The sequence below is a fragment of the Nostoc sp. genome, assembly GCF_036917395.1.
GTDB lineage: Bacteria > Cyanobacteriota > Cyanobacteriia > Cyanobacteriales > Nostocaceae > Nostoc.
Map to the genome: position 1 here is coordinate 23,793 of NZ_JBALDI010000048.1, position 26,523 is coordinate 50,315.

Here is a 26,523-nt window from a genome sequence, read left to right on the forward strand (position 1 = left end):
TCGGTTCAAATCCTACTTTCTGTTTCTGGCTGAATGCATATTAGGGCGTATTTGTAGAGTACGTTAAGTCCTACAGCAATTCCTAAACTGCTTCGACTACAAGGCTCTTGCTGACACGCTCTTGTAATCTGGCTTCGATCGCAATTTTCAGGGTTGCTGTACTACTTGAACAGGAACCGCAAGCACCTTGCAGTACAACTTTAACGCGATCGCCTTCGACATCATAAAGTTCTACATCTCCCCCGTCAGCGATGAGTACGGGTCTAACTTCTTCATCGAGAACCTTTTGAATTAGAGCAATCTTTTGCACGTTAGTTAGCGATCGCTCTTTAGACGTAACAATTTCTGTGGCAACTTGTACGCCATAATTGTTGAGAGCAGGTGAGGCGTATTCCTGTTGAACTGATTTAATTATATCATCAATGTTCGCCAAACAGGAACCGCATCCACCACCAGCTTTTACATAATTTGTTACCTCTTCGGCACCAGTGAGATTATTTTCTAGAACGACGCGGCGAATTTTGGCCTCGCTGATGCCAAAGCAACTGCAAACTAACGCACCTTCATCGTCATCATCATGGGTAGCTAGAGGTATGCCACGATAATTGTAGATAGCGGCTTCTAGCGCTTCTTGTCCCATGACAGAGCAATGCATCTTTGCTTCTGGTAAACCACCCAGGTAATCTGCAATGTCTTTGTTGGACACTTTTAGGGCTTCATCTAAGGTTAAACCTTTGACCATTTCGGTTAATGCACTAGAAGATGCGATCGCACTAGTACAGCCAAAGGTTTGAAAGCGAGCATCTAGAATCTTATCAGATTCTACTTCTACTTTCAGGTGCAATCTCAGAGCATCGCCGCAAGCAATGCTACCGATTTCTCCTGTTGCAACCTTAACTCCAGCTTCGCTCGTTTCTTCAATTTCTCCCTGATTTTTGGGATCGTAAAACAGTTCTAATACTTTATCGGTGTAGTCCCACATAATGAATTTTAGATTTTAGATTTTGGATTTTAGATTGGGGGATTGGGTACTGGGGATTGGGTACTGGGTATTGAGAAAATTCTTCCCTAATCCCTAGTCCCTAATCTCCAGTCCCTAGTCCCTAGCGATGCGCCAGTGCTTGTTCTTGTCCTTGCAGCCAACCTGCATTATCATTTTTGAAGGGTGAGAGGGCGCGTAAACGTTCTACAATAGTGGGCATTACCTCTGTCACTTGATCGATTTCAGCTTCTGTGGTGTAGCGACAAAGACTGAAGCGGATGGAACCGTGCAAAGTTGTGTAGGGTAAGCCCATTGCCCGCAGGACGTGGGAGGGTTCCAGAGAACCGGAGGTGCAAGCAGAACCGGATGATGCACAGATACCGTATTTGTTCAATAACAGTAGAATTGCTTCACCTTCGATGTACTTAAAGCCGATATTTGTGGTGTTTGGCAATCTCTGCGTAACGTCACCATTGACTACACAATCGGGAATTTTAGCGAGTAAAGTTTGTTCGAGGCGATCGCGCAGCCTTCTTTGTTTTGTAGTCGCTTCTTCTAAGTGTAACAGTTCTAGTTGGGCAGCTTTGCCCAAGGCGATAATTGCTGGAACATTCTCTGTTCCCGCTCTCCGTCCGCGTTCTTGGTGTCCCCCAAGAATGAAGGGACGGAACCGAACTCCGCGCCGGATATATAAAGCACCAATTCCTTTAGGGCCGTGCAACTTGTGACCAGACAGGGTTAACATATCCACGGTGCTAGTCTTCATATTTAAGGGGATTTTTCCCACTGCTTGCACCGCATCTACATGGAAGATAGCACCATATTCTTTTACGCGCAACCCAATTTGCTCAATCGGGAAAACCGTGCCGGTTTCATTATTAGCATACATAATTGTCACCAGGGCGGTGTTACCCGTCAAGGAGGCTTCTAGTTCATCTAGATCCAACTGCCCTTGATGATTTACTGATAGATAGGTAACACTGTAACCTTGGGTTTCTAATTGTTTGCAGACATTAAGTACTGCTGGATGTTCAACTTGGGTGGTGATAATATGTCGCTTTTCTGGTTGCGTTAACAGTGCGGCTCGAATCGCCGCGTTATCTCCCTCAGTTCCAGAACTTGTATAGACAATTTCTGACTCATCAGCTCCCAGAATGGCTGCAAGTTGTTCTCTTGCTGTTCTCACTGCTTTACCAACTTGCCCACCAAAGGTATGCATACTGGAGGGATTGCCGTAATAATCTGTCAGGTAAGGTAGCATTACCTCTATAACTTCTGAGTCTACCTTAGTGGTGGCATTATTATCGAGATAGATGCAGTTATTTTGCATTGTTGTCTTCAATTAAAAATTACGAATTACGTTAGTGCAGTGTTAGCGAAGCGTTAGCGTTAGTGATAGCGAAGCGTCGGAACGAGCCTCACTACAAATTATTTGTTAAACTTCTGCTCCCACTGATTGGGGTTGACGCTTTTGCAACTGTTCGGAGTATTTCTGGGAATAGCAGTTAAACCAACGTTCCCAGTAATCTTGTTTATTTGTTAATTTAGCAACTACACGGTTGTAATCGGCAAACCAGCCTTCCCAATAATCGCTAGGCTGCTTAACGCAACCGTCGCATGTAGGACAACCAGCTTTACACTGAGGTACGGTATGAATGCTACCAATACAATTTGTACAAAGTTCAGGGTCAATCCAGTGCTGTCCGTCAACCACTTTAACTGCATTTGTGGGACATCCCGATAGACAGAGATTGCAGGAAATACACTGGCTAGTAATAATTTTGTAAGCCATTATTATTCTCCTTTTTTGGGCAAGGGGTATTGGGCATTGGGGAGGCAGTGTCGTAGGCGGGAGGCGATTGGCGGCATTGGGGATAATTCTTGTTCTATTCCCCATGCCCCATGCCCCATGCCCTATTCCTTATTCCCTAATTCCTTAACATATTGCTCGTAAAACTCCAAAGCAACCTTCTCAATCACGTCGTAAGCTTCAACACTCTGTATTCCAGCTTTTTGCAATTTTTCTTGAGGACTGTTACCAATCTTGGAGGCTAAAACTGCTTTGCAATCTGCGATCGCTTTCATAATATGCTCAAAAGAAGCTTCCTCGCCGTATCCACTTTGGCAGTATTGGTCAATTTTGCGATGACCGACAAAGAGAACTTCCTTTCCATCCACTTCGTAAATTTGGAATTCTTTGGCATGACCAAAGTGCTGGTTAACCAATCCGCCGCCTTTGGTTGCTACTGCAACAAGGACTTTGGGATTGTTGGCAAATTTCTTGCCGACTAGCGCCTTGTCTTTGGCTACTTTCAGTTCTTCTTTAAACTTCTCAATACCGTCGTGAACTTCTTGGCGTTTCTCCATGTCATATTCTGGAGCCATTTCCAAGAATTTCTCTTTGGAAAATTCTTGGCTGCGGTCTTCTCCCAATAATCCGACTGCATCGGCACGGCACTGGCGACAGTGACGCATCATTTTCATGTTACCAGAGCAATTGTCTTGAACTTCTTTGAGTTCTTTGGGTGTGGGGCCACGTTGACCGGTTAAACCGAAGTGTGTGCCATGTTCTGGTGCAGAAATCAATGGCATGATGTTGTGCAAGAATGCACCTTTTTCACGAATGACTCGATTCACTTCGACTAAGTGCTGGTCATTAATTCCGGGAATCATCACGGAGTTGACTTTGCACAAGATGTCAGCATCTTTGAGGGCTTGCAATCCTTCCATCTGTCTTTCGTGGAGAATTGTCGCGCCTTCAAGACCTCTGTAACGCTTGCGCTTATAGTGAACCCAAGGATAAATCTGAGCACCGATCTCTGGATCTACCATGTTAATGGTGATCGTAACGTGATCTATATTTAATTCTTTAATGCGATCGACGTAGTCAGGCAGCATTAAACCATTGGTTGATAAACACAGTTTGATATCTGGTGCTTGCTCTGCAATCAACTCAAATGTGCGGAAAGTCTTATCTGGGTTCGCCAGTGGGTCGCCAGGGCCGGCAATTCCCACAACTGTCATTTGGGGTATCTTGCCGCCAATGACCAAAGCTTTGTGTGCTGCTTGTTCTGGTGTTAGCAATTCGCTAACTACTCCAGGACGGCTTTCGTTAGCGCAGTCATATTTGCGGTTGCAATAATTACATTGAATGTTGCAGGCTGGAGCAACTGCAACGTGCATCCGCGCGTAGTGGTGATGAGCGTCTTCGCTGTAGCAGGGATGTTTAGCAATGCGTTCTTCGAGCGTTTCATCCCTTTCCACGGTGGCGCTGCTGGTGCTGTCGCAGCCGCAACCACCTGATTTTGCTTGGGTTGGCGATTCCGTGGCGGTAGAGTTGAGGAGTCGTTTAGACGATGATGTCATTGAGTTTTGCAAAAGGTCGGTGGACTTGGCTGCCACTGTGGGAGATGCTGTTGCTACTCTTTCATGCCCAGGAATTGAAGTCGCGTCTTCCACACTGCCTGCAAATCCTTGGGTTTGGGCGACTTGTTATCAAGTAAGGCAGGCGATGAATCTTTAGATGTTCGGCTGGTGTGTGTCAACGTTCGGTTCTTGGGTAGAATTGGTGCCCTGAGGCGCGACTTCTCTTCACTTCAGGCATGGTGCTATGTCATCCCTCCACTCACTCTTCGCTTCGTTTTGTGTTGGAGCGTTAAGTGATTGGCGATATAAGAGTTATATCAGCCGTCTCCTAGCCAGACGGTGCGTCTATCTGGGATAGAATTTATTGGATTTATTACGCTTGTACTCAAATAATAAAAACCCTAATTCTTCAAGCATTACAAGAATTAAAAAACTTTTTTTCGGGTGGGGGTTCTAGTATTTTTTGGTTGGGGTTCTAGTGTTTATGGACAGGGGTTCAGGATTTATTTGTACTCAGCCAAAATCCAATTCCAGCAAGGAATTTAATCTACTTGCAACTAGGTTTTGGTTATTTTAATGTGTACTCAGATTGCCCTCAAATTCCGTCAAAAGCAATAAATGCCAAGGGTTTGAGGGTGAAAAACTGGAGTAATCTATATCGTTCTACTCCAGAAAAAAAGCGAAATTCAATTCTGTATCTAACATATCATTTTTTTGAAGGTAAAAATGCACTTTATATTTTTTTAATTTTTGCTTTGGTAATGATATTCAATTGTGGTTATAAATCCTTATCTGGCAAGCTATACAGGCTTGTGGAAATAGATGTATTGCTGCACATATTTTTCAAAAGGTTTAACTTTTCAGTTCTTTTTTTTATTCCCACAATTAGGAGATGGGTAGGGAACTCTCAGATTTTGTGTTTGAAAGAAACAACAAACTATAATCTAACATGATTGAGCGATCGCTATGAATTTTCTTGATTGCTCACTACAAACCTTGGCGAAAAACCTAACCCCCTTCCCCATGCTCTAAGGGCGAAAATTTAAAGTCTCTGACGCCACATGCTTCTCCTAAGGGAGACGCTGCGCGAACAAGTCGGCAGAGCGCAAGGGCGCAGTAGCTCCTCCTTTTAGGAGAAAGAAATAGAAGTGGGGTTTTCCAGATACTGTGACAAATCTGGGACTTTAAATGGCTTTAGCGCAAAGGCAAAGGCGTTGGCGTAGCCTCTAGTAGAGTTGCCGATCGTAGGGCATCGCTCTTTGTTGCTGATACTACTTAGCTACAATCAAACCAAGCGTAAAAAATCTTAGTTATGATAGCCATCCTCCAACAGCCGTCAAAAATGACCGTTGAGGAATATCTCGAATGGGAACCTCAGCAAGACGTTCGCTACGAATATATCGCTCTCACAAGCCAAAAAAGTCCTCCAACCCAACGGAATTTATATCACCACAGTACCTAGCCCTGAAGTCTTCTTAGAGAGCGTCTTAACAGCGTTCCTTCCTGGTCAAAAAGCTAAATTTTTCTTTGAGAAACCCAGCACTCAAGATTTGGTTTATCTTAAAGAATTGATGGAAGCGGGTAAAATTCGTGTGGTGATTGATTGCACATATCCTTTAGAAGAACTAGCCACTGCTCATAGTTATAGCGAAAGTGAGCGTGCAGTTGGGAAAACTGCGTTGGCGCAGCCCGTCGTAGACATCGCGGTTTCCAGTTGATTGGAGGACAGTAAGGTGAGTGGTTGGTTTAGCTGGGGCAGAGGAGCATCCCAAATTTGCAAATAAAATTTGGTGTTACTTAACCTGTACTCACGGTGTGTAGGAGAGCTTGTAGATAGTACCGCTGTAGTCATCCGAAATTAACAAATTACCTTGCTGATCGACTGCCATATCCACCGGTCGCCCCCAGACTTCTTGCGTTGCTGGAACTAGCCAATCGCTGACTAAATCTATCTCGTCTCCTAGAGTCTTTGTCGTACTATTCCAGGGAAAGTAAGCTATTTTGTAGCCCGTTTTCTTGTCCCGATTCCATGAACCATGCAGCCCCACCACTACCCCATTTGAGTACAAGCTGGGAAATTTGGTATTTTGTAAGAAGGTTAGTCCCAAGGGAGCCGAATGAGCTGGGATACCCTTGCTAATCCTATCCAATGCATTGCAATAAATATGTCCATCAGGATTGAACTGATAGTCGCGATCAAAGGGCATATTGTTGAAGCCATTTGCCGTGTCAGGATTGGGGTTGCAAAATGGCCAACCGTAGTTACCGCCATCTCGGACTTTCGTCAACTCCTCCGGCGGGTGGTTGTCCACATAAGACTGGATAACCTTACCATATTTGCCACTACCATCGTTGTAGGGATAGGCGATGTTGTCTCGATTATTTACGGCTACCCAAAGGTCATTTGTGTTAGGTAAGAATGCTAATCCTTCGGCATTGCGTAAACCTTGGGCAAAAAGCCGCTGATTGCTTCCATCAGCGTTGTACTGGTAAATCGCGCCGCGCTTTGGGTTGCTGACAGTATCTGCCGTGCAGGCATTGCACGTAGAGGCGATCGACACATACAGTTTGTGATTGCCATCAAGTGCGATATTTTTCAATTCGTGACCATAAGCGCCTTTGAGTTCCAATGTGCTGTTATCTGGTAAACCAGTTATAACGATTTGCCGATTTTTTGCAATTCGGTCTCCAGAGTTGTAGATGAAGCGGTTAATTTGATGAGTCTCAGAGATATAAATGTATGTGGTGTTGTCAATCTTATGAAACACAATGTCGTGTGGCTGGCGTAGACCCGTTACGAAGTCAGAAATAATTGGGTTGTTGCTGCCATTTGACCGGACAATTAACACTTTACCGGTACTGGGCTGTGACACTAGAAGATCCCCATTGGGAGCAACTGCTATAAAGCGAGCCTTGTTAATGCGAGCATAAACAGAGATGGAGAAGTTGGGTGGCAATTTCAAGTAACGGTTAACATTGAAGGGCGCAGAACTCATTGCACTAGGCACTTTCAGCTTGGTTTGAACAGATGCAGCTGGCGGGGCACCGAATGCTGGGGTGGGAAGAACCTCTAAGGATATCAGACTAGTAAGTGAGGCGATCAAACTAACTAACGATCCGGATAGTATGCGTCCGAGTATATGTGTTGGATTTAGATCAAACAACTTTGAACTTCCTTCTACTGTGGTAGTGATTTATATTACACCTGACTATTTGCTGGTCAAGAGTTAGAGCTAGCTTAACCCATAAGAGAACATTTTTTACAATACTTCGTTAGACATACTTTTGTAATCGGATTTTTTCTTAATTCATCAAAAAATGGGTGAACTGAGGGTTACAAACAAAGGCAGAGCGATCGCTTTCACAAACCAAAAAGTCCTCAAATCGAACGGTGTTTATATTACCACAACCTAGCCATTAAACCGTTGTGCAGAGCGTTTTCACAGCATTACTTCCTGGTAAAAAAGCTAAATTTCTTCTTGACAAACGCAACGCTAAAGGCTTGGTTTTCTCAAAGGTGATTAGGCAGGTTACTATCGCGATCGCATTGGTGACTATCGAGTAATCTATCAAGTTGATGATGGAACAAATCAAGTTATGGTAACTACTATTGCTCATTGACGAGAAGCTTATGAATAAATATACAATTGTGATTCAATGGTCAGAAGAAGACCAATGTTATGTGGTTTTCTTACCTGAGTTTACGCATATAATGCAGCCTTGCACTCACGGAAAGACTTACGAAGACGCTTTGAAAAATGCTCAGGAAGTTTTAGAAATACTGATTGAATCATCTTTGGCTGAGGGTGAAACTCTACCAGAGCCAAAAACACTAGTAAAGTCATTAAAAGTGGCGTTGTAAATCAGTAAAATTAAATAAAAATAGGTAATCTTATGACTACATCTGTAAATACAGCCAAAGTCTACGATGAAATTATAGAGTTTATTGCTGCTGGAACCACTCCCCAAAGTGTTATCGATTTCAAATTCTCGGATGCAGCCAAAGACCGTTTAGAGGATCTCGTTTACCGCGCAAAAACTGAAGGTTTTACAGGAAATGATCAGCGAGAGTTAGATTATTTCCTCACGCTAGATCATATGATGCTACTAGCAAAAGCAAAAGCTCGTCAGTACATCAGCGCGGAGTAAGTAATCAAAATGTCTGGACAAGCTCAGGCTCAACTTAGTACAAGTGCGCTCACCAGCCGCTCACTAACCATCGTAGACATCGCATCCACCAATGGTAATTCTATAAGAAAATCTATTAACGGTTGCTAGTGGGCAACGGTCAATAGACTTTTTTAAGTTTCTTGAAGAAAAGTAAGTGGTTATTAATAAACGTTTGTAGGATAAGTGGGAGTAAGAAACAACTAATGGCTGATGTAATTAAGTCCATTAGTAGTTAAGACTGGCGCTAAAGTAACTTAACTTGTCCAAAAAACAGGATAAATTACTTAAAATGCCACACTTGACCCCTGTAGAGACACGATTCGCTGTCGTGTCTTTACATTTAATAATTTCCATCTACTAAACTTCATATGTCTGCATATTCCCCTAACTTAGTGATGTTTCTTGGGTTTATTGCTGTAGTCATAGTAGTTTGCATTACCACTACCAATTGCAGTATTTGAATTATCGGTATTACCACCAACTTCACCAATAATAATCACCAGTCTTATCACCACCTGATTTTTTACCACTACCAGACAAATTGGCTTCTCCATTGGTGCTTAATGGGGTAAACAATGTACTTTCGATCATTTAATTCTCCTTTGATTGTTAGCAATTTAAGTCATGCCAAATACTTTGATATCTTACTTGTTCCACGAGTAGTGGGCAAGTGAGGGTCGTAAGTTATACTAGGCTGTTAACTGCCTGATGTTTTGGCACAAAATAATCATATCAGGGAAAACGTATCGAAATTACTCTTGATCATAAAAAAGTTCAAAATCAACAAAAAATCAGCATTTATCGTTTGATTGGCTTTTCTAGACCCCATCTTACGAACTTCATTCTGTAATACGCGATGAATGATTTCCAACATCGTAATACACGATGAATTATTTCCAATATCTGGCTAATGGTGGTTAAATAGCATTACAAATCACCAAAAATTCCCAGTATTAATTACTTAATAGCCTATAAAAATTTATTTACTGGTAGGTGCTTACAGTAAAATTATACGAAAATGTGCGATCGCATCCACCAATGGGAATTCTATATTTAGCAAAACTTGCTACTTCACTATTAGAACTACCAAGGTAGATATACGATGGCCTATCAAAATATTACAGCCTCGCTTTCGCCACAAGATATCCAAGAAGTTAAAGCCGCGCTACAGAAAGTCCAACAAAAGCTCCCCTTCCTGATTACTCTCAGCACGGAAGAACGGCGGAAATTGGTAAAAATGGGCGACAAAAGCCTAGCCTTTGTGAATAATAGTGTCACCGCTGCTCAGTCTAACCCCGAAATCCTTCCAGCCACTTTTGACGTTGAGGAACTTGTTCGGGATTATCAATTAGCTGCTGTGCTGACTGAACTTTTAATCTCAATCCAGCAACTCACTGAACAGGTAGATGATACCCTAATGGCAGTCGGTAGTGAAGCTATGACTAGCAGTTTGACTGTTTATGATTACGTCAAGACAGCATCAAAAAAGACTCCAGGCTTAAAAAGTGTCGCTGAACAGTTGGGTGAACGCTTTAAAGCTATTGGTAAAGGGAAATCTGTAAAAATTTCTGTCTCTTGATAAATTAACACTCGTAGGCAAACTGTAGGGGCGTACATTTGTACGCCCCTATTCTGTTTATCCACCTTTTATCTCCGTCGTCGAGTATTTGAACTGGATGAATCCACCTTTTATCTCCGTTAACGAGTGTTTGAACTGGATGAATCCACCTTTTATCTTTGTTAACGAGTGTTTGAACTGGATGAATCCACCTTTTATCTCCGTTAACGAGTCTTTGAACTGGATGAATCCACCTTTGAACTCCGTTAACGAGTCTTTGAACTCCATTAATGACAGGACTTACGCACAGATAACGGAAAAACGAACCACAGAGTACACAGAGGACACGGAGTAATGAGGGGTTGACAGGTTTTTTGCGTAAGTCCTAAATGAGTCTCGAAAATCGAAATGTTCAGCCTTGGCGAAGGTCATTCACGCACCAGCAAGCGTTTTGCTATCTCGGCTATATTCGGTTTTGTTGATTTCTAGCCAGTTGCAGAGCGGGAACTGAACTCTGTTGAGCGCTGTATCAATTATGTAGAGCTATTCTACAGCACTTATTTGACAACTGGCATAGCTGGGACACCAGAAGCGGGAAGTTTTGCCCTATCCCTCGTACAACTTCTTCACTGTCCCGTTGTGTTGATATCTCCATTTAAACTGCAACTCAAAGTCATGAAATGCCAAATTGCCAAAATTGCTGAGGGCGGTATCTCATCCCCATATTCTTTTCCTAGAACAGCTAATCTTCGCCCAAGATTTGCTACCACACGGCACTCATTACTCTAATAGCCCCTTGTACCATCGCTTGACTAATGCTGTGGATACCTGAAGTTACAGAGGTGTCACAGAAGGGTGTTGCACGCTATTGTTAACAGTTTTTGCTTCTACAATAGGTTCTCGACCTGTAATCAATCTAGAGCGACGATTACGAGTGATGTAATTCCACGCCCACTGAAATACTACTAGGAATTTAGTGTCAAACTCGATTAAGAAGTAGATGTGAACTAGTAGCCAAAATGCCCAAGCAATGAAACCTGTGAGTTTGATTAAGCCTAAATCTACAACAGCTAAATTTTGCCCAATCATCGCCAAACTACCCACATCGTTGTAATGAAATTGTGGCAAAGTCTTACCTTGAAGCCGTCGTCGAATTAGTTTACCTACATACTCTCCTTGTTGTTTAGCTACAGGTGCAACACCAGGTAAGACTTTACTATCTTGGTGGGAGAAGTTAGCTAAATCTCCAATTACGAAAATGTTGTCATAACCCTCGATAGACAAGTCAGGTTCTACAATTACACGCCCAGAGTAATCGCACTCTACACCTGTACTTTCTGCTAAGACTTTCCCCATTGGGGAACCTTGGACACCTGCTGCCCACAATATAGTTTTTGAGGTAATTTCTGTAAATTCATTGCCTTGCTTGAAAGTAACGATATCATCTTCAATATTTGTTACCCTGGTGTGAGTGTGGAGTTCGACACCCAACTTTTGCAAAGCTACTGCTCCTGATTTCGATAACTCTGGCGCAATGTGTGGGAGGATGCGAGGGCCTCCTTGTAACAGTAAAATTTTTGTTTCTGAAGTGTTGATGCTGCGGAAATCTTCTTTGAGAGTTTTGTGTGCCAACTCGGCGATCGCACCTGCTAATTCTACACCAGTCGGGCCACCCCCCACAATTACAAAAGTCAAGAAAGCACGGCGAATTTCTGGATTAGTTTCTTTTTCTGCTGCTTCAAATGCGCCAAATATCCGGCGACGCATTTCTATCCCATCTTCCACACTTTTCAAACCAGGAGCAAATTTTTCCCAGTTCTCCTTACCAAAATAGGAATGGTTAGCACCTGTGGCGACAATTAATGTATCATAAGGTACTACTTCATCACCCAAAAAAACTTGTTGCGCTTTTGGATCAATATTATTTACTTCTCCCAACAACACCTTTGTATTCTTGCTTTTCTTAAATACAGATCGCAATGGTGCAGAAATATCAGAAGGTGATAGCGTACCGGTGGCAACTTGATATAAAAGCGGCTGAAATAGGTGGAAGTTACGTTTATCAATGAGAGTAACATTTACATTCGCTGCATTTAGACCCTTTGCTGCATACAATCCACCAAAACCACCACCAACGATAACAACCTGATGTGGTGCATTATTATTAAGCGCAACTGCCATAAAAATATTTCCTTGTGTTAATAAACTGTAACTATTCTTAACAAGAATCTAACAGCATTATGATAAAGATTGCTGTTTATTTAGAACAATTGAAAAAATAATAAAAGTAGTAAAAGTTAGTTTTTACCCCTTAGTTTCGGATTGCCCTCAGCAAGAATTTGGCACACTTCGCCAATTTGGTAAGTATATTTCTGCATTATATAATTTGCTGCACAAAGAAAAACCCTGTTGTTTTACTCAAAGTTTTATTCTATGACTCAATACGTTGCCAAACTAATTCAAAAACCTTTGAGACAGCATTGCTGATAGTTGGAAGCAACTCGGCAAGCAGGTAAATTTGCACTTCTTGAAATGCTTTCCTTCAACACATCTATATAATAAGATATTCACTATGAGCTATAACTATATTTTGAAACGTATACATACATACAGACAGCAAATCCTAAAAAAAAATAAAGAAACCTGCTGTTCGCCTAACCAAATAATAAGATACTAATAGTAATAGGATATACAAAAAATTGATTTTTAATCTCATCAAACTCAAATATGAGTGCATCTGAGTACAACTTAATATATTGCAAAATCTCGTGACTAAATCTTAGCAAACTCTTACAGGTAAAGTTTCTTGTAGCGAGTACAGAAATTCTTAAACCCTGCCCTAAAAATACTAGTACCTCCATCGTTAAATACTAGCGCCCCTACCCCAAGACATATTTTAAGTTTATCTTAAGTCGGAGTTTCGGCGTTTGAGTACAACCTTAATCAATCCAATAAATCCAATCAGCATTGGGTTTGCTATCGAGTTGGAAGTCGCCTGATATAAGCATAAAAATAGCACATGGCTCTTTCAACCAGATAGACAGTACCGATGCAACAGTCTTTAGACAATATCAAGAATCCCCAAACTATCAAAACGCAGGATTCTGCACATACATCCCTGCTGAAAAATCTCTTCTCTGGCGTTTTTTTTGAGCCATTATTGAGTGATTTTCGCATTATCTTTGAGCGCGATCCAGCAGCATGTAATTGGCTAGAGGTGGTGTTTTGCTATCCCGGATTGCACGCCCTCTGTTTGCATCGTCTTGCTCACTGGTTACATGGTCGAGGAGTGGGTTTTATTCCCCGGTTTATTTCTCATTTAGGACGATTTTTGACAGGAATTGAAATTCACCCAGGTGCAGAGATTGGTCAGGGTGTGTTTATCGACCACGGAATGGGTGTTGTGATTGGCGAAACTGCGATCGTCGGCGACTATACACTGATTTACCAGGACGTCACCCTTGGCGGGACTGGTAAACAAAGCGGTAAGCGTCATCCCACAGTGGGTAAAAATGCAGTGATCGGGGCGGGTGCGAAAGTTTTAGGTAATCTTGAAATTGGCGATCGCGTCCGTATTGGTGCAGGTTCGATTGTCTTACGGAATATCCCCAGCGATTGCACAGTCGTGGGAGTTCCGGGCCGAATTATTTCCCGAAATGAAAACGCCAGCCTTTCTCCTTTAGAACATGGAAAGCTACCCGATGTGGAAGCAACCGTGATTTATTCTTTGCTCTCACGTATTGAACAACTCGAAAAACAACTGCAAACTTTAGAAATCAGGAAACAGCAGACAGGAGTTAGTAGTAAGTAATTATTCTCCTTCATCCCCGTCATCTTCCCCATTTTGCCAATATGAGAGAATTAAATGCCTCACCACTTAGTTCTGAGCCTTTAGGCGAGCAAGTTTTGCAAATTCCTTTGAGCGATCGCTGGCGAATCTATCACCGTTTGCAAGAGTTAAAAATTAATAGTTCTTGTCCCCCCGATGGTTCTTTACGAGTGCAAGTGAACAATTTGCTAGAAGTAATTCTAATTCGCAGTACAGTTATGCAATTTCTTGCTTCTCGTCAGGAATTATTGGAGTGGCTAGAGCGTTGCTGGCATTACAGTGATGAAAAATGAAGTGTTTTTGTTAAACCTAATTCAGACACTATTAATCTTGAATTCATGACGCAAGCACTGCACTTCATACTTTTTGTTCATAGATGCACAAACCTATTCGATATTTAGAAGTTGAAGCTACTGTCCGCTAGCAGATTTTGTTGCAGACTGAGAGGGATTAACCGAGTTTGAGATTTTGTTTAGTCTACTAAATCTAAAATTTCCCTGACATCTAGCGACAATTACAAGGGCGAAATTACCAAACAAGACTGAAAATTTCTGATTTTTAATTCTTTCCCAAATTAATAAATTGAAAGTTCAATCAATTATGCCTACTCGGAACAGAGATATAAAACTCCTCAATTTTTTGCACAAGGAACTTGAACTTTCAAATGCGGATATTGATGTAGCTTTGCGACACCGGGAGTCAGAAAATGGCCCGTTAGCGATGCTCCTCTGGCAGTATGGTTTAGTTGACTTGGAGCAGCTAGAAAAGATTTTTGACTGGCTAGCAGAACACAGTTAGCTAATTTGTACTCATTACCTTTGAGTACCATTACCTGCCTAAATTACACCCCAATACTCTAGAAAATCTGAGGTTACTAAGATGATTACATCCTTAATTGCTGGATTCTGTGTCTTACTTTGTTCCGGATTTGCTAATAGCTATATTAGTTCATTGCTACTCGAACAAACTTCAACTGACATCGGTAAAAACGATTAGTAAAATATACATGGTTTTAGTTCCCTGTCATACAGATGTAATGCTGATAATCGGTCAATAATTAAGGATCATGTATCCTACATTATGAATTGTGATATTTTTAGCATTTACCATCGCTGGGGATTGTAGAGAGAAAAGATATTAAGAATACTTCCAAGAGAGGGATATTTGCAATGAATCAAATCATAATTAATGACACTACATTGCGTGATGGCGAACAAGCAGCAGGTGTTGCTTTTAACCTAAAAGAAAAAGTAGCGATCGCTAAATTTCTCGATGCCATTGGTATTCCCGAATTAGAAGTTGGTATACCAGCAATGGGTGACGAAGAAATACGAGCGATCGCAGCAATTTCTAAGTTAGGTTTACAAGCAAAACTCCTGGGCTGGAACCGCGCTGTCATCTCAGATATTAAGGCTTCTATCGCCTGCGGTCTGAACCGGGTGCATATCGCCATTCCCGTCTCTGGTATCCAAATCGCCGCCAAATTTCACGGTCAATGGCGGGTAAGTTTGCAAAAACTCAAAGACTGTATCAGCTTCGCCGTCGATCAAGGTCTTTGGGTAGCAGTCGGCGGAGAAGATTCTTCTAGGGCTGATGAAAACTTTCTCTTAGATGTAGCACTTTATGCTCAAGAATGGGGTGCATCTCGGTTCCGCTTCTGCGATACCGTAGGAGTTCTCGACCCTTTCACGACCTACACAAAGGTTAAACGGCTGGTTTCAGCTTTGATGATTCCTCTAGAAATCCATACCCACAATGATTTTGGTCTGGCAACTGCCAACGCACTTGCGGGTATCAAAGCCGGAGCTTTATCAGTGAATACCACAGTCAACGGTTTGGGCGAAAGGGCGGGAAATGCAGCTTTAGAAGAAGTTGTCATGGCGATCAAACGCATCTACGGCGTTGATTTGGGCATCAACACTCCCAGTTTGCTGGAACTGTCTCAACTAGTTGCAGCTGCATCAGGTGCAGATGTACCACCCTGGAAAGCGATCGTTGGCGAAAATACCTTTGCTCACGAATCTGGCATTCATGCTCATGGAGTACTACAAAACCCTATCACCTACGAACCATTTGCTCCCGAAGAGGTGGGTTGGGAACGGCGTTTAGTATTAGGAAAACATTCTGGACGGCATTTGGTTTCAAACTTGCTAGAGCAGCATGGAATTTTCTTGAACTCTCAAGAAACCCAGTCTGTTTTAGACGCAGTGCGCCATCAATCGGTACAGAAAAAACGCAGCCTGACTACAGAAGAACTATTAAATTTGGTCAGAGAACAGAGGTATTCTCATGCAACGCGATGAATTAGAACTAAACTTGCCACCGGCTTTTGAAATTGGTGAAAAAGTCAGAGTTCGCAAACTGCTCAAGAACGATGGTACTTTTCCTGGTAAAGAAGTCGGGCAAGTTTTAGTGAACAAAGGAGATATCGGTTACATAGCAAGTATAGGCACATATTTGCAGAGTTCATATATCTATGCTGTGCATTTCTTAGAAACAGGGTTCGTCGTCGGCTGTATGAAAAAAGAACTAGAATCTGTTGAGGAATCTCATGAAAGTAATGCTACGCATGAATGACGCCGGTACCTTAGTAGTATACGTTGCTAAAAAAGACCTTGAGGAAGAAGTAGTCAAACAAACCGATGGAAATGATGGCAAGATTCTCACCCTAGCAAATGGTTGGGAATTGGAATTTCGTGATTTGCCAGACGCAGCAAATTTACCCCAAACTGTAGAAGCTAAACGCCTCTCGTAAAAAAATTAGGAGTGATGAGTTATAAATGATAATTTATGATTATTAACTCCTAACTTTTGTACAGACGCGATTAATCGCGTCTCTACTGCAAACTCCTGCACAGACGCGATTAATCGCGTCTATACTCCTAAATTTTTATCAATCATGGGTAACAAGTATCTGACGTTATCAGAATTGAATCTTGAGGGACAGTTACTAGGTTTTGTTGGTGGTGATCCAGGAAAATATAAATACTTGCAATTGGCAGTTCCATCTGGAAATGTGGAAATTAAACTGCCTAAAGAGTTGCGCCGTTCTCTAAGTTCATCTTTAGTTCCTGGCCAGCAAGTTCGCGTTTGTGGTCATAGTAAGCTAGACTCACGCACAAGTAAAATAAAAATCAAAGCCTATCGGGTGACACCAATTGATGCATGTCCAAATCAAGATTTACCGCCTGAAACCAAAGCGAGGATTATGGTATGTCAAAAGTCAGGTTGCATCAAACGTGGTGGTAAAGGGTTTTTATCAGAATTAGAAAAAACTTTGAGCGATCACGGTTTGCTAGACAAAGTTACCATTGAACATACTGGTTGCCAAAAATGCTGTAGCAGCGCCCCCAACTGTGTTTTAGAACTTGGTAAAAAGAAATACAAGAATATTCAACCTGAAGCGATCGCATCTTTGCTAGAAAGTCACTTAACAGAGTAATAACCTTCTCTAGCTATTCTTAAAATAATACACAACTTTGTAGGGGTAAAATCTTTACCCCTATTTGTTGTTGGTATCGTCTGTGTAGCACCCTTGTCAATTAAGATAAAAATAACTCTGCATTCTCGTAGTTGTTATGAGCCTTGCCACTGCTAAACGCTTTACTATAGCTGAATATCACCGTCTAGCTGAACTCGGCTTCTTTGAGGAGGATGAGCAAGTTGAGCTAATTAAGGGTGAAATAATCCAGATGGCAGCAAAAGGTACACCGCATTCTGTTTGTGAAACACGCCTAGAGCGAGAGTTCTATAAACTAGTAGGCGATCGTGCAACCCTGCGAAAACAACAACCAATTACTTTGTCTAACAACAGTGAGCCTGAACCAGATAGAGTAATTGCAAAAAATAGAGATGATGACTATCTAGCGAATCATCCTAGCCCATATGATATTTTACTCTTGATTGAGATTGGTGATTCATCCTTCAAATATGACCAAGACGAAAAGCTGCCTATTTATGCCGAAGCAGGTATTTGTAATTATTGGATATTCAATTTAGTAGATTATTATCTAGAATGCTATAGCGAACCTTATCAAGCTTTGCAAGGTAAATTTGGTTATCGTCGCAAGTTTATTTATCTGCCAAATGAATCAGTTAATCTGCGCTGTTTCCCTGATTTAGTTGTAGATTTATCTAAGGTGTTTCTAGGTTGAGGTGTAAGAGCGATCGCTAAATATCTATATGCTATAAAAATATTGCATTATATTATAGGCCAATAGCCAGCTTGGTGAACTAGTATGGATGCCAAAAATATCTAGGCAACAAGTAAGGCTATGACTTGATCAAAATAGCTGGTTAATTCATCAATTAAATTAATGTAATCAATAGGAGTATTGCCAGTTGATTCTTTAACAATTTTGATCACATCTTCCTTCATATTATGAATAGCAAATATTACAGATTTATAAGGTATGCCCTGAGATTGTAAACTTTCACATAAACTGTTAGGCATAAGTTTAAGCTTCTCTAAAACGCTGGTGTCACGAGCTAGCATCGCATACATGATGTAGCGTAGGATATTTTCCATATCTCGTTGAAAAACTACTATTTGGCTATCAATATATGCACTAGCATTTTGAGAAATCAATTGAGGTTCTTCTACACATAAGGCTCTAACAGAATTAGCTACTATGTTTGATGCATTATTTGTAATACGTTGAACAATTTTTAAACATTTTTCTTCTTCATGAAAATATCGAACCCAGTACTGAAATTGCTTCTCCGACAACAAATATTCTAAAAAACGTTTTACTGATAATAAAGAAAATATGTATTCAGAAATGTATTTAAAATCTGGATGGAAAAATAATTTAAAATTAGCTACTTTTCTAGTTAAAATATAATCAATTTTCAGAATATTTGCACAAGCTAACTGTATTGAAAATTCAAAATCACTTAACTTGTACTTGCTAGCTTTTTCTAAAATTGTGTCATCAATAGGGCAGATTTTCATTATTGCTCTAATATCAGATACTGCCTGCCAAGCAATCTCAACTTCCACACTTTCTCTGCCGATATCAAAAATTTTGTTGATCGTTGTTGGAGTGACATAACCTTCTATTTGTTCAGACTCAATTAACTCCCAGAGTTTTACAGAATCTTCCACAAATGGTTCTCGGTCTAGGAGAATATCTAAAAGAATGTCAATATCTACTAAAACCCGTCTAATCATTTTGTGTTGCTCTAATCTCTAATTTCCAGGTTTAGCAACTTCAGCATCAGAAGAATACTGTTCGTTTCCTGATTTCCCACGCTTAAATATTCCGCGCACTCGTTTCAAACGTGGCAACTCTGTCACGGTTTCTTCTGTCGCTTCTGCTACTTCTGGGAGTAAATGTGCAACTCCAAATAGTTCTCCCAAAGGAGATGTTTTTAGAAAAGCTTGCCTTTGGGCGTGAGTCATCATCTCACTTGATCCTACTCTTATTTCATCACTGCTCATATAGCTTTGCTTCTCCCCATTGACTTTCGTGTAGGTGACAGAATTCTGCTGCTGCTGTTCGTGAAAATCTGAAGCCATATAAATCTTCTTTAGGAGTGCTACGTGCGAACCCAAGATACTCCATATGCACTTTATCTCTATAGTATGACACAGATGTATCTACAGCTTCTAGAATAACTAGCGGCTCGTCTGCTTGTGTTTGACAAAATTCTAGACTCACCTTGGTTGCATACCAGATTAACCATTTGCCGATTGGTTCAATTAACCGTTCAGCTACATCTCCTCGACTTGTAGGATGAGCTTCTATATGTTCTATTTCTAGAAAACTGGGATATCCAGGATGGGGATAAAGACCATATTGCACTAATCCCCAAACTTTGGTACCATAAACGAGTTTAACTATGTTTTGACAATCAAAACTGGTATTTTTCCAGAAATTTAACCAGTTACAAGACCAATCGTTTGGCATATCATTTTCTCTAGCTGGGGAAAGACAAGCTATTTCCTCAGCCGTAGATTGGATTTGGACTTTTACCTGATAGGAGCCAATGGTAGTCAATTAAGTTTTACAACCTTTTACTATGTCTCTACATTCTTTTTCGCATATTGTCTATAGTCTGACACAGCTGTATCTAGAGCTTGCAGAATAACTAGCGTCTTGTCTGCTTGCGTTTGACAAATGTTATGAGCGTTACCGAGATTGTTCGGAGAATTACCTGAGTAGTTTTTGTAATTGATAACTATCTTAGAGAAAAAATGCCCTTACTTTCTAGTAAGAGCATTGAAATTTACTTATTTAATGTTTAGTGGGGAAATCTATGGAGCTTAGGATACTTTTCGCTTAAGCTTTATCCAAAATTCCATTACTCCAGCTATCATTTTTTTGGATAAAAATGTAGTCTTTTCTCGTGTCCATAATCACTGAAGAGAAATCAAGCCCTATTGCGAATAGTCCCTACCCAATTGCTACAATAGACCTCTTGCGCCGTTTGCTGCCAGCTAAAGCCAGACCGACGATTCCTAAACCAGTGAGACTAGCAGGCTCAGGAGTCGATTGGACAATACCAGATTTCTTGAATTCAAATGCAATGGTTTGTGTGCCGTTGAATTTGTTGGCATTATAGCCAGTGGTTAGCAACTGCTGCGTTACATCACCCTGTGCTAGAAACGAGATTCCATTAAGATATTTTCCAGAGTCAATGACATTGAGATTAAATGTATTGTCATTGCCGTTATTAGTAAAGTAACTACTGGTCAAATCACCATAACTGGCAACACCACCACCTGTTTTTACCTGACTTTCGTAAGAATTCCCTCCTCCTGCCAAACCACCATATGTAGCAACAGTGTAGCCCTCTTTGATATTAGTAACTGTCTTTGCCTGAACACCACTATAAACACCTAGTTGTTGTACCCCTGAAGCATTCACTGAGGAGAAATGAATACCAAACAAATCCCCGCTGCTCATTGCATTATCAAAGGTCTTACCCGCCATGTTGAAGAACAAATCACCATATCCAATCTGACCACCGCTAGCACCCGCTTCAGCCTCTCCTGTCAACTTCATATTGCCATTGATTGCCACAATGACGCTGGTAGCAGTTTCTTTGATAGCCATACCAGAGATATCGTAGGGATTTACTGTCCCTGGTGCGGCACCAACCCAGTAGTTCCCGTTCATTCCATCTGTGTTTGAATCAAATGCATATTGCCAGCCGTTAGCATCAGTAGGGTTTTGACCCATAAAAAGACCAGTAGTGTCGTTGAGACACTCCAAAGATATGCTAAATGCTGTTCCCTTTAAGTCGGAGGCATATGCTCCTTGACCAGCCACAAAGAAGATTCCAAAAGTGGTAATGCCAATCTTCAGTAAATTGAGTAAGCTGTGAGTTTTCATTATTTATAACCTGATTGATTTAGGGAATCACAATTTCCTGGACTTCTCTATTTGTAAGTGGAATTATAAAAACAAAAAAGCGTAATTCTTCTGAAAATATACTTTGGATAACTTAACGGTAATTTTATAAAACTCAAATAACCAATTACATATTTAGTTGAAATTACTTTGATTTTACCTAATTGTCTTCAATGTGAAATAGGAGTAAAGCCAAGTAGACCTAGTAGCCTAAGGTTTTTAGCACCCTTTTACTTAGATAGTTTTGAAAAATTTTGGGGTTTGTGTAAGCTTAATAAACCATATCGTGCCAGCATCTCCGTACAGGGTATCTAAACCCGCGATCGCTAGAAATTTGTTGTCTGCATTGATCTACTTTAGAAAGTAGTATCCGCAACGGAAGAACACTTGGGCATTTACATTGCACTCTTGCTAGTTAAGGGAGTCAGGAGCCAAGGAGTCGAAATCAATAAGCCTCCTGACGACTGACACCTTTATTCTGCTTCCTAGCTAAAGATGCAACCCTCTTAATCAAATCAATCCTTCCAACGCGTGTTGTAAATCATTCGTCACTTCAGCAACGGCTTGCCTAGCACCCAAACGATTTTCTTTATACGCTGGGTAGCGCTCAGAAACAGATATCGGTTCACCCACAGTAATTTTGACTTTTTGCTTACCCAATTGCGGACGCTGTACAGCTTTATCGCCTTTGATTTTGGCAATCATCTGCCATAAAATTAAAGTTGTCTCAGCAAACCTTTCTACCGTTGGATTTTCACGAATATAATTACCAGAAACTGCCACAAAACTTTCTACTAAACGCATATGCCACATCCGCGCATTCGCTTCTTCCGCAACGCGATCGCCTAAAGCTTTCTCTACAGCGGATACTCCTTTTACATCCTTAAAATCTTCTCTAAATATATAATTCCAACCTGCTTGTTCTACCCGCCGACAGCGGTCACTCAAAGTACCTTTTGACTGCAAATCAAAATACTGTTCTGATATTAGTAACGCTGCATTTAACAAAGCTTGTAAACGAACTGCTAGCACTTCATTTCTATCTTCAATTTCTCCTACTACTGTTTTGGCATCCGGCAGCTTGAGATGATAAAACCGTGTGTAAAATTGTTCCATCAGCAAAAGTAAATGTTCTGCCAAAGTCAATAACCGGGGATAAAGCGACTCTACAGAAGCATGTTCTGATAGATTCACAGGTAAACCACTAGCCGCTTCCAATTCACTTAAAAGATTTGCGATCGCATCCCAAGGAGCATCAACGTAACTATATTTAATCCCAACTGGTACAATTAAAACCTGTTGGTCGCGTCCAGCTTTGTGCAAATCTTCAGCACACCAAAAGCCTAATTGGGCGATACCGGGTTCCAGGGGGCTAATATTCTCTGATAAACCATTGGTAGCACCTTCTGGCGCAGCAGCCATCGGGAATTTCCCATTGGCAAACAAGTCACGCGCCGAACGTAACCCCGTCCAGTCAGCCTTACCCCGCTGAATCGGAGTACCACCTAAATGAGACATGATCCAGCCAACGTGGGCACCTGCCCATAGAGGAATGCCGCGATCGTAGATAAAATGAGCGTGAATCGGAAATTCTAGCGCTGTGCCTTGCGATCGTGCTACCTTTGGCACCAGTTGAGACAGCAAGTAGCCCAAACAAAGTGGATCATCTGTTTTAGGATGGCGAAATGCCAGCATAAAACGGATCTTACCCTCCTGAAACTGGCGATAGACATCTACCAGAGCCTCTACATTGTCTGCTTCAATTTGGGTAATAGCTGTTTGCCAGTTTATCCAACTGGGTAGCAACAGATGGACAACTCGTAGTAATAAGGGGTTAAACGCCGGCGGAATAAATTCTAAGGGTGCTTGTGCTTGATAAATTACATCTGCCAAGGTAGTTCTCTCCTGAAGTTGTGATCAAAAAAGGCGGAAAGCTATAAATAAAAATGAAAAAGAAATAACACTGTATACTTTGTACTTCATCCTTAATACTTCATACTTTAGTTGACATAGAAATTAGTGAGCAAAGAAAGGCTATAAACGATGCGACTGTCACAAATGTTATTCGTTACACTCCGGGATGATCCAGCTGATGCTGAGATTCCTAGCCATAAATTATTACTCCGTGCAGGTTACATTCGTCGCATCGGAAGCGGTATCTATGCTTATCTCCCACTGATGTGGCGGGTACTGCAAAAAGTTTCCCAGATTGTGCGGGAAGAAATGAACGCTACAGGCGCACAAGAATGTCTTTTACCGCAATTACAACCCGCTGATTTATGGAAAGAATCGGAACGCTGGGACACTTACACCAAAGCTGAGGGGATCATGTTTTCCCTAATCGATCGCCGTGAACAACAATTAGGATTAGGCCCAACTCATGAGGAAGTAATCACAGCGATCGCTCGTGATATGATTCGCTCTTATCGCCAACTACCACTGCACCTCTACCAAATTCAAACCAAGTTCCGCGATGAAATTCGTCCCCGCTTTGGTTTGATGCGTGGACGGGAATTTATTATGAAGGACGGCTATTCTTTCCATGCCGATGAAGCCAGTCTTAAAGAAACTTACTCTTGTATGTATAAAGCCTACAGCAATATCCTGCGGCGTTCTGGTTTAGCTTTTCGGGCAGTGGAAGCTGATTCTGGGGCAATTGGTGGTTCTGGTTCCACAGAATTTATGATTTTGGCGGAAGCTGGTGAAGACGAAGTTCTCTACACTGAGGATGGCAAATACGCCGCTAACGTAGAAAAGGCTGTTTCTTTACCAATTGACGCCGAAACCTCACGGTTTACAACCTATGAGAAACGCGATACACCTGGAACAGAAACGATTGAAAAGGTTTGTCAACTCCTTAACTGTTCTTCCACTCAATTAGTGAAAAACGTCCTTTATCAGACACTTTATGATAATGGGATAACGGTGTTAGTTCTGGTGAACATCCGAGGCGATCAAGAAGTTAATGAGGTCAAGTTGCAAAATGAATTGACCAAATTAGCTCCTGAGTATGGTGCTAAAACTATTATTAGTTTGAATGTACCAAATGTAGAAGCCCAGCAAACATGGACAGCTAAATCTTTACCTTTAGGTTACATTGCGCCAGACATTGCAGATGAGTATATTACCGCCAATAAACAGATTCATCCCAAGTTTTTGCGTTTGGTGGATCAAACAGTCGTTGATTTAAAAAACTTTGTTACAGGTGCAAATGTTGCTGGCTATCACGTAGTTGGTGCTAATTGGGGTGAGCAATTTAAGTTACCAGAAAAAGCAGTAGATGTGCGGAAGGCAAGACCAGGCGATCGCGCCATCCATAACCCAGAACAAACCTTACAAAGCGCCCGTGGAATTGAAGCAGGTCACATCTTCCAATTAGGTACTAAATATTCCGAAGTGATGGGAGCAACTTATACCAATGAACAGGGTGAAGAAAAGCCGCTAGTTATGGGTTGTTTTGGCGTAGGTGTGTCACGACTAGCGCAAGCCGCCGTAGAGCAATCTTACGATAAAGATGGAATTATTTGGCCAGTAGCGATCGCACCCTATCATGCAATCGTCACAATTCCTAACATTAAGGATGCTCAACAAGTTGAAATCGCTCAAAAACTTTACACAGAACTCAATCAAGCGGGAATTGAAACCCTACTAGATGACCGCGATGAACGAGCGGGAGTGAAATTTAAAGATGCTGATTTGATTGGCATCCCTTATCGGATTGTAACCGGGCGAGCGATCGCTAATGGCAAAGTTGAAGTTGTAGAAAGAGCCACCCGTAAATCTCAAGAAATTGTCATTGATGAAGTTACAACTACACTTCATAAGTGGATTACCGCAGCGATAGAGGGTAAAAATTAAACGCATAGGCGCTTCGCCTTCGCGCAGGCTAAGGGTGCAAAGGTTTACGCAGAGGAATAAATACTTCAATTTACGTTCCTCTGTGTTTTCCTCAGTGTTCCTTTGCTTTGTAAATAAAATTATCAATCATCTCCAGAAAGAATGAGATTTACATAATTTGGAGGTGACGGATTAGAAGTAAAAATTCTAGAATTGAGTAAGGGACTTGCAGAATTAAAAATAATTGTATTTTGATGCATCAAGCTCCAAGTTGTGGGATCTCCACTTATAAGTATCGTCTTTAACCAGGCTGCTCCTCACATAACTCCCATATCAGCCCTCAGTCAGGAAGGTTTTGAACATGAAAGACCAACAAGGATCTAATCGTATTTCTTCAGGCGCAATTGCAGCCGTGTCAGCAGTGGTTGTAGCGGTGGGTGGCAGTGTAGCTTGGTTTACTTCCCACTCCAGTAATACTTCCACACCATCAAACCCCTCTCAACAGATCGCTCAACCAGTACAGCCATCAACTAGGCAGCCAGTTAATGAGCAAACGCCTAACGTTTATTGGCTAAGACCAAAGGACAAAAATATTGCTTTGGTTCCCCAGCCTGTTAAAGTGGCTTCTGTACTACCCAACCAGCCTTTAGAAGCAGCTTTTCAAAGTTTGTTAGCAGGCCCACCAACAGGAGGGACAGATTCAACAACTATCCCCAAAACAACCAAACTTTTGGGGTTGAAGTCAGAAAATAACGAGGTTCACGTTAATTTATCTGAAGATTTTACTAGCGGTGGTGGTAGCACCTCAATGATCGGTCGCGTGGGACAAGTTGTTTATACTGCGACAACTTTAAATCCCAAAGCCAAGGTGTACATTGACGTGAACGGCAAACCGTTGGATGTTTTAGGTGGTGAGGGTCTAGAGTTAGAACAGCCACTAACTCGTGAAAGCTTTCAGAAAAATTATCCGCTTTGAAAAAGTTAGGAGTAGAGACGCGATTAATCGCGTTTGTGCAGGAGTTAGGAGTTTTAACTCATAACTCATAACTCTTATTAAGCTTACCGATTACCATTTAACACACGAAAATTACGGGCTTGCTGTTCTAACCTTGTGGCGAGCCGATCGCAAACCCGATTACACAAATCGAAAATCATTTGATCTTCCACCCGGTAATAGGCGCAAGTTCCTTCACTGCGGCGGCTAAGGATACCTGCTTGCCACATTACCTTCAGGTGTTTTGACACATTTGCCTGAGAAGTTTGTGTTGCCTCTACCAATTCTTGCACGCATTTTTCTTCATCCCGTAATAAGTGGAGCAGCCGCAGGCGCATCGGCTCACTTAATAGGCTGAAGTATTCAGCTACTTGTTGCACCACTTCTGGCGGTAAAGGCAACGTTTGTTTCATCAGGATTAACCCGCAA

General features: G+C 41.5%; 26 protein-coding genes and 3 pseudogenes. 16 read left to right on the plus strand and 13 right to left on the minus strand.

The window, feature by feature from the left end:
- Positions 1–82 precede the first annotated feature (82 nt).
- The 4 genes from nifU to nifB form a co-directional block, all read right to left on the minus strand.
- Positions 83–982, minus strand: a complete 900-nt coding sequence (gene nifU, locus V7K46_RS16995; RefSeq protein WP_335115089.1) for a Fe-S cluster assembly protein NifU — start codon at positions 980–982, stop codon at positions 83–85.
- A gap of 121 nt (positions 983–1,103) precedes the next feature.
- On the minus strand, positions 1,104–2,312 hold the full coding sequence (gene nifS, locus V7K46_RS17000; RefSeq protein ID WP_335115091.1) for a cysteine desulfurase NifS: 1,209 nt from the start codon (positions 2,310–2,312) through the stop codon (positions 1,104–1,106).
- Between the two features lie 105 nt (positions 2,313–2,417).
- Positions 2,418–2,774, minus strand: a complete 357-nt coding sequence (locus V7K46_RS17005; RefSeq protein WP_335115093.1) for a DUF362 domain-containing protein — start codon at positions 2,772–2,774, stop codon at positions 2,418–2,420.
- A gap of 122 nt (positions 2,775–2,896) precedes the next feature.
- The gene (nifB, locus tag V7K46_RS17010; protein WP_335115224.1) at positions 2,897–4,348 is read right to left on the minus strand and encodes a nitrogenase cofactor biosynthesis protein NifB; all 1,452 of its coding nucleotides are present in this window, start codon (positions 4,346–4,348) and stop codon (positions 2,897–2,899) included.
- 1,312 nt (positions 4,349–5,660) lie between these two features.
- On the opposite strand from nifB, the pseudogene V7K46_RS17015 reads away from it, so the two are divergent.
- Positions 5,661–5,750: pseudogene (locus tag V7K46_RS17015) on the plus strand (Uma2 family endonuclease); the annotation flags it as partial.
- A pseudogene (locus V7K46_RS17020) lies at positions 5,749–6,066 on the plus strand (zinc-binding dehydrogenase); the annotation flags it as partial. The pseudogenes V7K46_RS17015 and V7K46_RS17020, both read left to right, overlap by 2 nt.
- Positions 6,067–6,156: 90 nt before the next feature.
- Here the strand turns inward: V7K46_RS17020 and V7K46_RS17025 are convergent.
- On the minus strand, positions 6,157–7,512 hold the full coding sequence (locus V7K46_RS17025) for a PQQ-dependent sugar dehydrogenase (RefSeq protein ID WP_335115095.1): 1,356 nt from the start codon (positions 7,510–7,512) through the stop codon (positions 6,157–6,159).
- Positions 7,513–7,888: 376 nt separating this feature from the next.
- Here V7K46_RS17025 and V7K46_RS17030 point away from each other — a divergent pair.
- The 3 genes and pseudogenes from V7K46_RS17030 to V7K46_RS17040 all read left to right on the plus strand — a co-directional run.
- Positions 7,889–7,969 (plus strand): annotated as a pseudogene (locus V7K46_RS17030) (type II toxin-antitoxin system RelE family toxin); the annotation flags it as partial.
- Between the two features lie 10 nt (positions 7,970–7,979).
- Positions 7,980–8,210 (plus strand): type II toxin-antitoxin system HicB family antitoxin, encoded by a 231-nt coding sequence (locus tag V7K46_RS17035; RefSeq protein WP_335115097.1) that lies wholly within the window; start codon positions 7,980–7,982, stop codon positions 8,208–8,210.
- A gap of 32 nt (positions 8,211–8,242) precedes the next feature.
- Positions 8,243–8,497, plus strand: a complete 255-nt coding sequence (locus V7K46_RS17040) for a hypothetical protein (protein ID WP_335115099.1) — start codon at positions 8,243–8,245, stop codon at positions 8,495–8,497.
- 410 nt (positions 8,498–8,907) lie between these two features.
- On the opposite strand, the gene V7K46_RS17045 is transcribed toward V7K46_RS17040, so the two are convergent.
- The gene (locus V7K46_RS17045) at positions 8,908–9,072 is read right to left on the minus strand and encodes a hypothetical protein (protein ID WP_335115101.1); all 165 of its coding nucleotides are present in this window, start codon (positions 9,070–9,072) and stop codon (positions 8,908–8,910) included.
- A gap of 548 nt (positions 9,073–9,620) precedes the next feature.
- Between V7K46_RS17045 and V7K46_RS17050 the strand changes: the two genes are divergently transcribed.
- Positions 9,621–10,097: a hypothetical protein gene (locus V7K46_RS17050; protein WP_298921143.1), complete on the plus strand. Its 477-nt coding sequence runs from the start codon at positions 9,621–9,623 to the stop codon at positions 10,095–10,097.
- A gap of 813 nt (positions 10,098–10,910) precedes the next feature.
- On the opposite strand, the gene V7K46_RS17055 is transcribed toward V7K46_RS17050, so the two are convergent.
- The gene (locus V7K46_RS17055; protein WP_335115103.1) at positions 10,911–12,257 is read right to left on the minus strand and encodes an NAD(P)/FAD-dependent oxidoreductase; all 1,347 of its coding nucleotides are present in this window, start codon (positions 12,255–12,257) and stop codon (positions 10,911–10,913) included.
- 868 nt (positions 12,258–13,125) lie between these two features.
- Between V7K46_RS17055 and cysE the strand changes: the two genes are divergently transcribed.
- The 8 genes from cysE to V7K46_RS17095 all read left to right on the plus strand — a co-directional run bounded on the left by cysE (position 13,126) and on the right by V7K46_RS17095 (position 18,059).
- Positions 13,126–13,887 (plus strand): serine O-acetyltransferase, encoded by a 762-nt coding sequence (gene cysE / locus V7K46_RS17060; RefSeq protein ID WP_335115105.1) that lies wholly within the window; start codon positions 13,126–13,128, stop codon positions 13,885–13,887.
- Positions 13,888–13,928: 41 nt separating this feature from the next.
- Positions 13,929–14,198: an Asr1405/Asl0597 family protein gene (locus V7K46_RS17065; RefSeq protein WP_335115107.1), complete on the plus strand. Its 270-nt coding sequence runs from the start codon at positions 13,929–13,931 to the stop codon at positions 14,196–14,198.
- Between the two features lie 307 nt (positions 14,199–14,505).
- A complete protein-coding gene (locus tag V7K46_RS17070) occupies positions 14,506–14,703 on the plus strand; it encodes a DUF2949 domain-containing protein (RefSeq protein WP_335115108.1) in 198 nt (65 codons plus the stop codon).
- 371 nt (positions 14,704–15,074) lie between these two features.
- The gene (nifV, locus tag V7K46_RS17075; RefSeq protein WP_335115110.1) at positions 15,075–16,208 is read left to right on the plus strand and encodes a homocitrate synthase; all 1,134 of its coding nucleotides are present in this window, start codon (positions 15,075–15,077) and stop codon (positions 16,206–16,208) included.
- Positions 16,195–16,482: a nitrogen fixation protein NifZ gene (locus V7K46_RS17080; RefSeq protein ID WP_334811376.1), complete on the plus strand. Its 288-nt coding sequence runs from the start codon at positions 16,195–16,197 to the stop codon at positions 16,480–16,482. The genes nifV and V7K46_RS17080 overlap by 14 nt, the downstream gene beginning before the upstream one ends.
- The gene (nifT, locus tag V7K46_RS17085) at positions 16,457–16,660 is read left to right on the plus strand and encodes a putative nitrogen fixation protein NifT (RefSeq protein ID WP_273768323.1); all 204 of its coding nucleotides are present in this window, start codon (positions 16,457–16,459) and stop codon (positions 16,658–16,660) included. The genes V7K46_RS17080 and nifT overlap by 26 nt, the downstream gene beginning before the upstream one ends.
- Positions 16,661–16,804: 144 nt before the next feature.
- Positions 16,805–17,347: a (2Fe-2S) ferredoxin domain-containing protein gene (locus V7K46_RS17090; RefSeq protein ID WP_335115112.1), complete on the plus strand. Its 543-nt coding sequence runs from the start codon at positions 16,805–16,807 to the stop codon at positions 17,345–17,347.
- A gap of 136 nt (positions 17,348–17,483) precedes the next feature.
- The gene (locus V7K46_RS17095) at positions 17,484–18,059 is read left to right on the plus strand and encodes a Uma2 family endonuclease (protein WP_335115114.1); all 576 of its coding nucleotides are present in this window, start codon (positions 17,484–17,486) and stop codon (positions 18,057–18,059) included.
- Between the two features lie 101 nt (positions 18,060–18,160).
- Here the strand turns inward: V7K46_RS17095 and V7K46_RS17100 are convergent, their stop codons facing one another.
- The 5 genes from V7K46_RS17100 to V7K46_RS17120 all read right to left on the minus strand — a co-directional run bounded on the left by V7K46_RS17100 (position 18,161) and on the right by V7K46_RS17120 (position 23,156).
- Positions 18,161–19,078, minus strand: a complete 918-nt coding sequence (locus V7K46_RS17100) for a PIN domain-containing protein (protein ID WP_335115116.1) — start codon at positions 19,076–19,078, stop codon at positions 18,161–18,163.
- Positions 19,079–19,096: 18 nt separating this feature from the next.
- Entirely contained in the window at positions 19,097–19,348 is a 252-nt protein-coding gene (locus V7K46_RS17105; protein WP_335115118.1) for a hypothetical protein, read from the minus strand.
- The gene (locus tag V7K46_RS17110) at positions 19,338–19,907 is read right to left on the minus strand and encodes a hypothetical protein (protein WP_335115120.1); all 570 of its coding nucleotides are present in this window, start codon (positions 19,905–19,907) and stop codon (positions 19,338–19,340) included. Before V7K46_RS17110 ends, V7K46_RS17105 begins: the two co-directional genes overlap by 11 nt.
- A gap of 396 nt (positions 19,908–20,303) precedes the next feature.
- Positions 20,304–21,245 carry an XDD3 family exosortase-dependent surface protein gene (locus tag V7K46_RS17115; RefSeq protein WP_335115122.1) on the minus strand — a complete coding sequence of 314 codons (942 nt, stop codon included), beginning with the start codon at positions 21,243–21,245 and terminating at the stop codon, positions 20,304–20,306.
- A 528-nt stretch (positions 21,246–21,773) separates the two neighbouring features.
- The gene (locus V7K46_RS17120) at positions 21,774–23,156 is read right to left on the minus strand and encodes a 1-acyl-sn-glycerol-3-phosphate acyltransferase (RefSeq protein ID WP_335115124.1); all 1,383 of its coding nucleotides are present in this window, start codon (positions 23,154–23,156) and stop codon (positions 21,774–21,776) included.
- Between the two features lie 150 nt (positions 23,157–23,306).
- Here V7K46_RS17120 and V7K46_RS17125 point away from each other — a divergent pair, with 150 nt between their 5' ends.
- Complete coding sequence (locus V7K46_RS17125) at positions 23,307–25,121, plus strand: proline--tRNA ligase (RefSeq protein ID WP_335115126.1); 1,815 nt, start codon at positions 23,307–23,309, stop codon at positions 25,119–25,121.
- A 340-nt stretch (positions 25,122–25,461) separates the two neighbouring features.
- The gene (locus tag V7K46_RS17130) at positions 25,462–26,076 is read left to right on the plus strand and encodes a GerMN domain-containing protein (RefSeq protein WP_335115128.1); all 615 of its coding nucleotides are present in this window, start codon (positions 25,462–25,464) and stop codon (positions 26,074–26,076) included.
- An 83-nt stretch (positions 26,077–26,159) separates the two neighbouring features.
- On the opposite strand, the gene V7K46_RS17135 is transcribed toward V7K46_RS17130, so the two are convergent.
- Positions 26,160–26,507 (minus strand): ArsR/SmtB family transcription factor, encoded by a 348-nt coding sequence (locus V7K46_RS17135; protein ID WP_273768314.1) that lies wholly within the window; start codon positions 26,505–26,507, stop codon positions 26,160–26,162.
- Positions 26,508–26,523 lie beyond the last annotated feature (16 nt).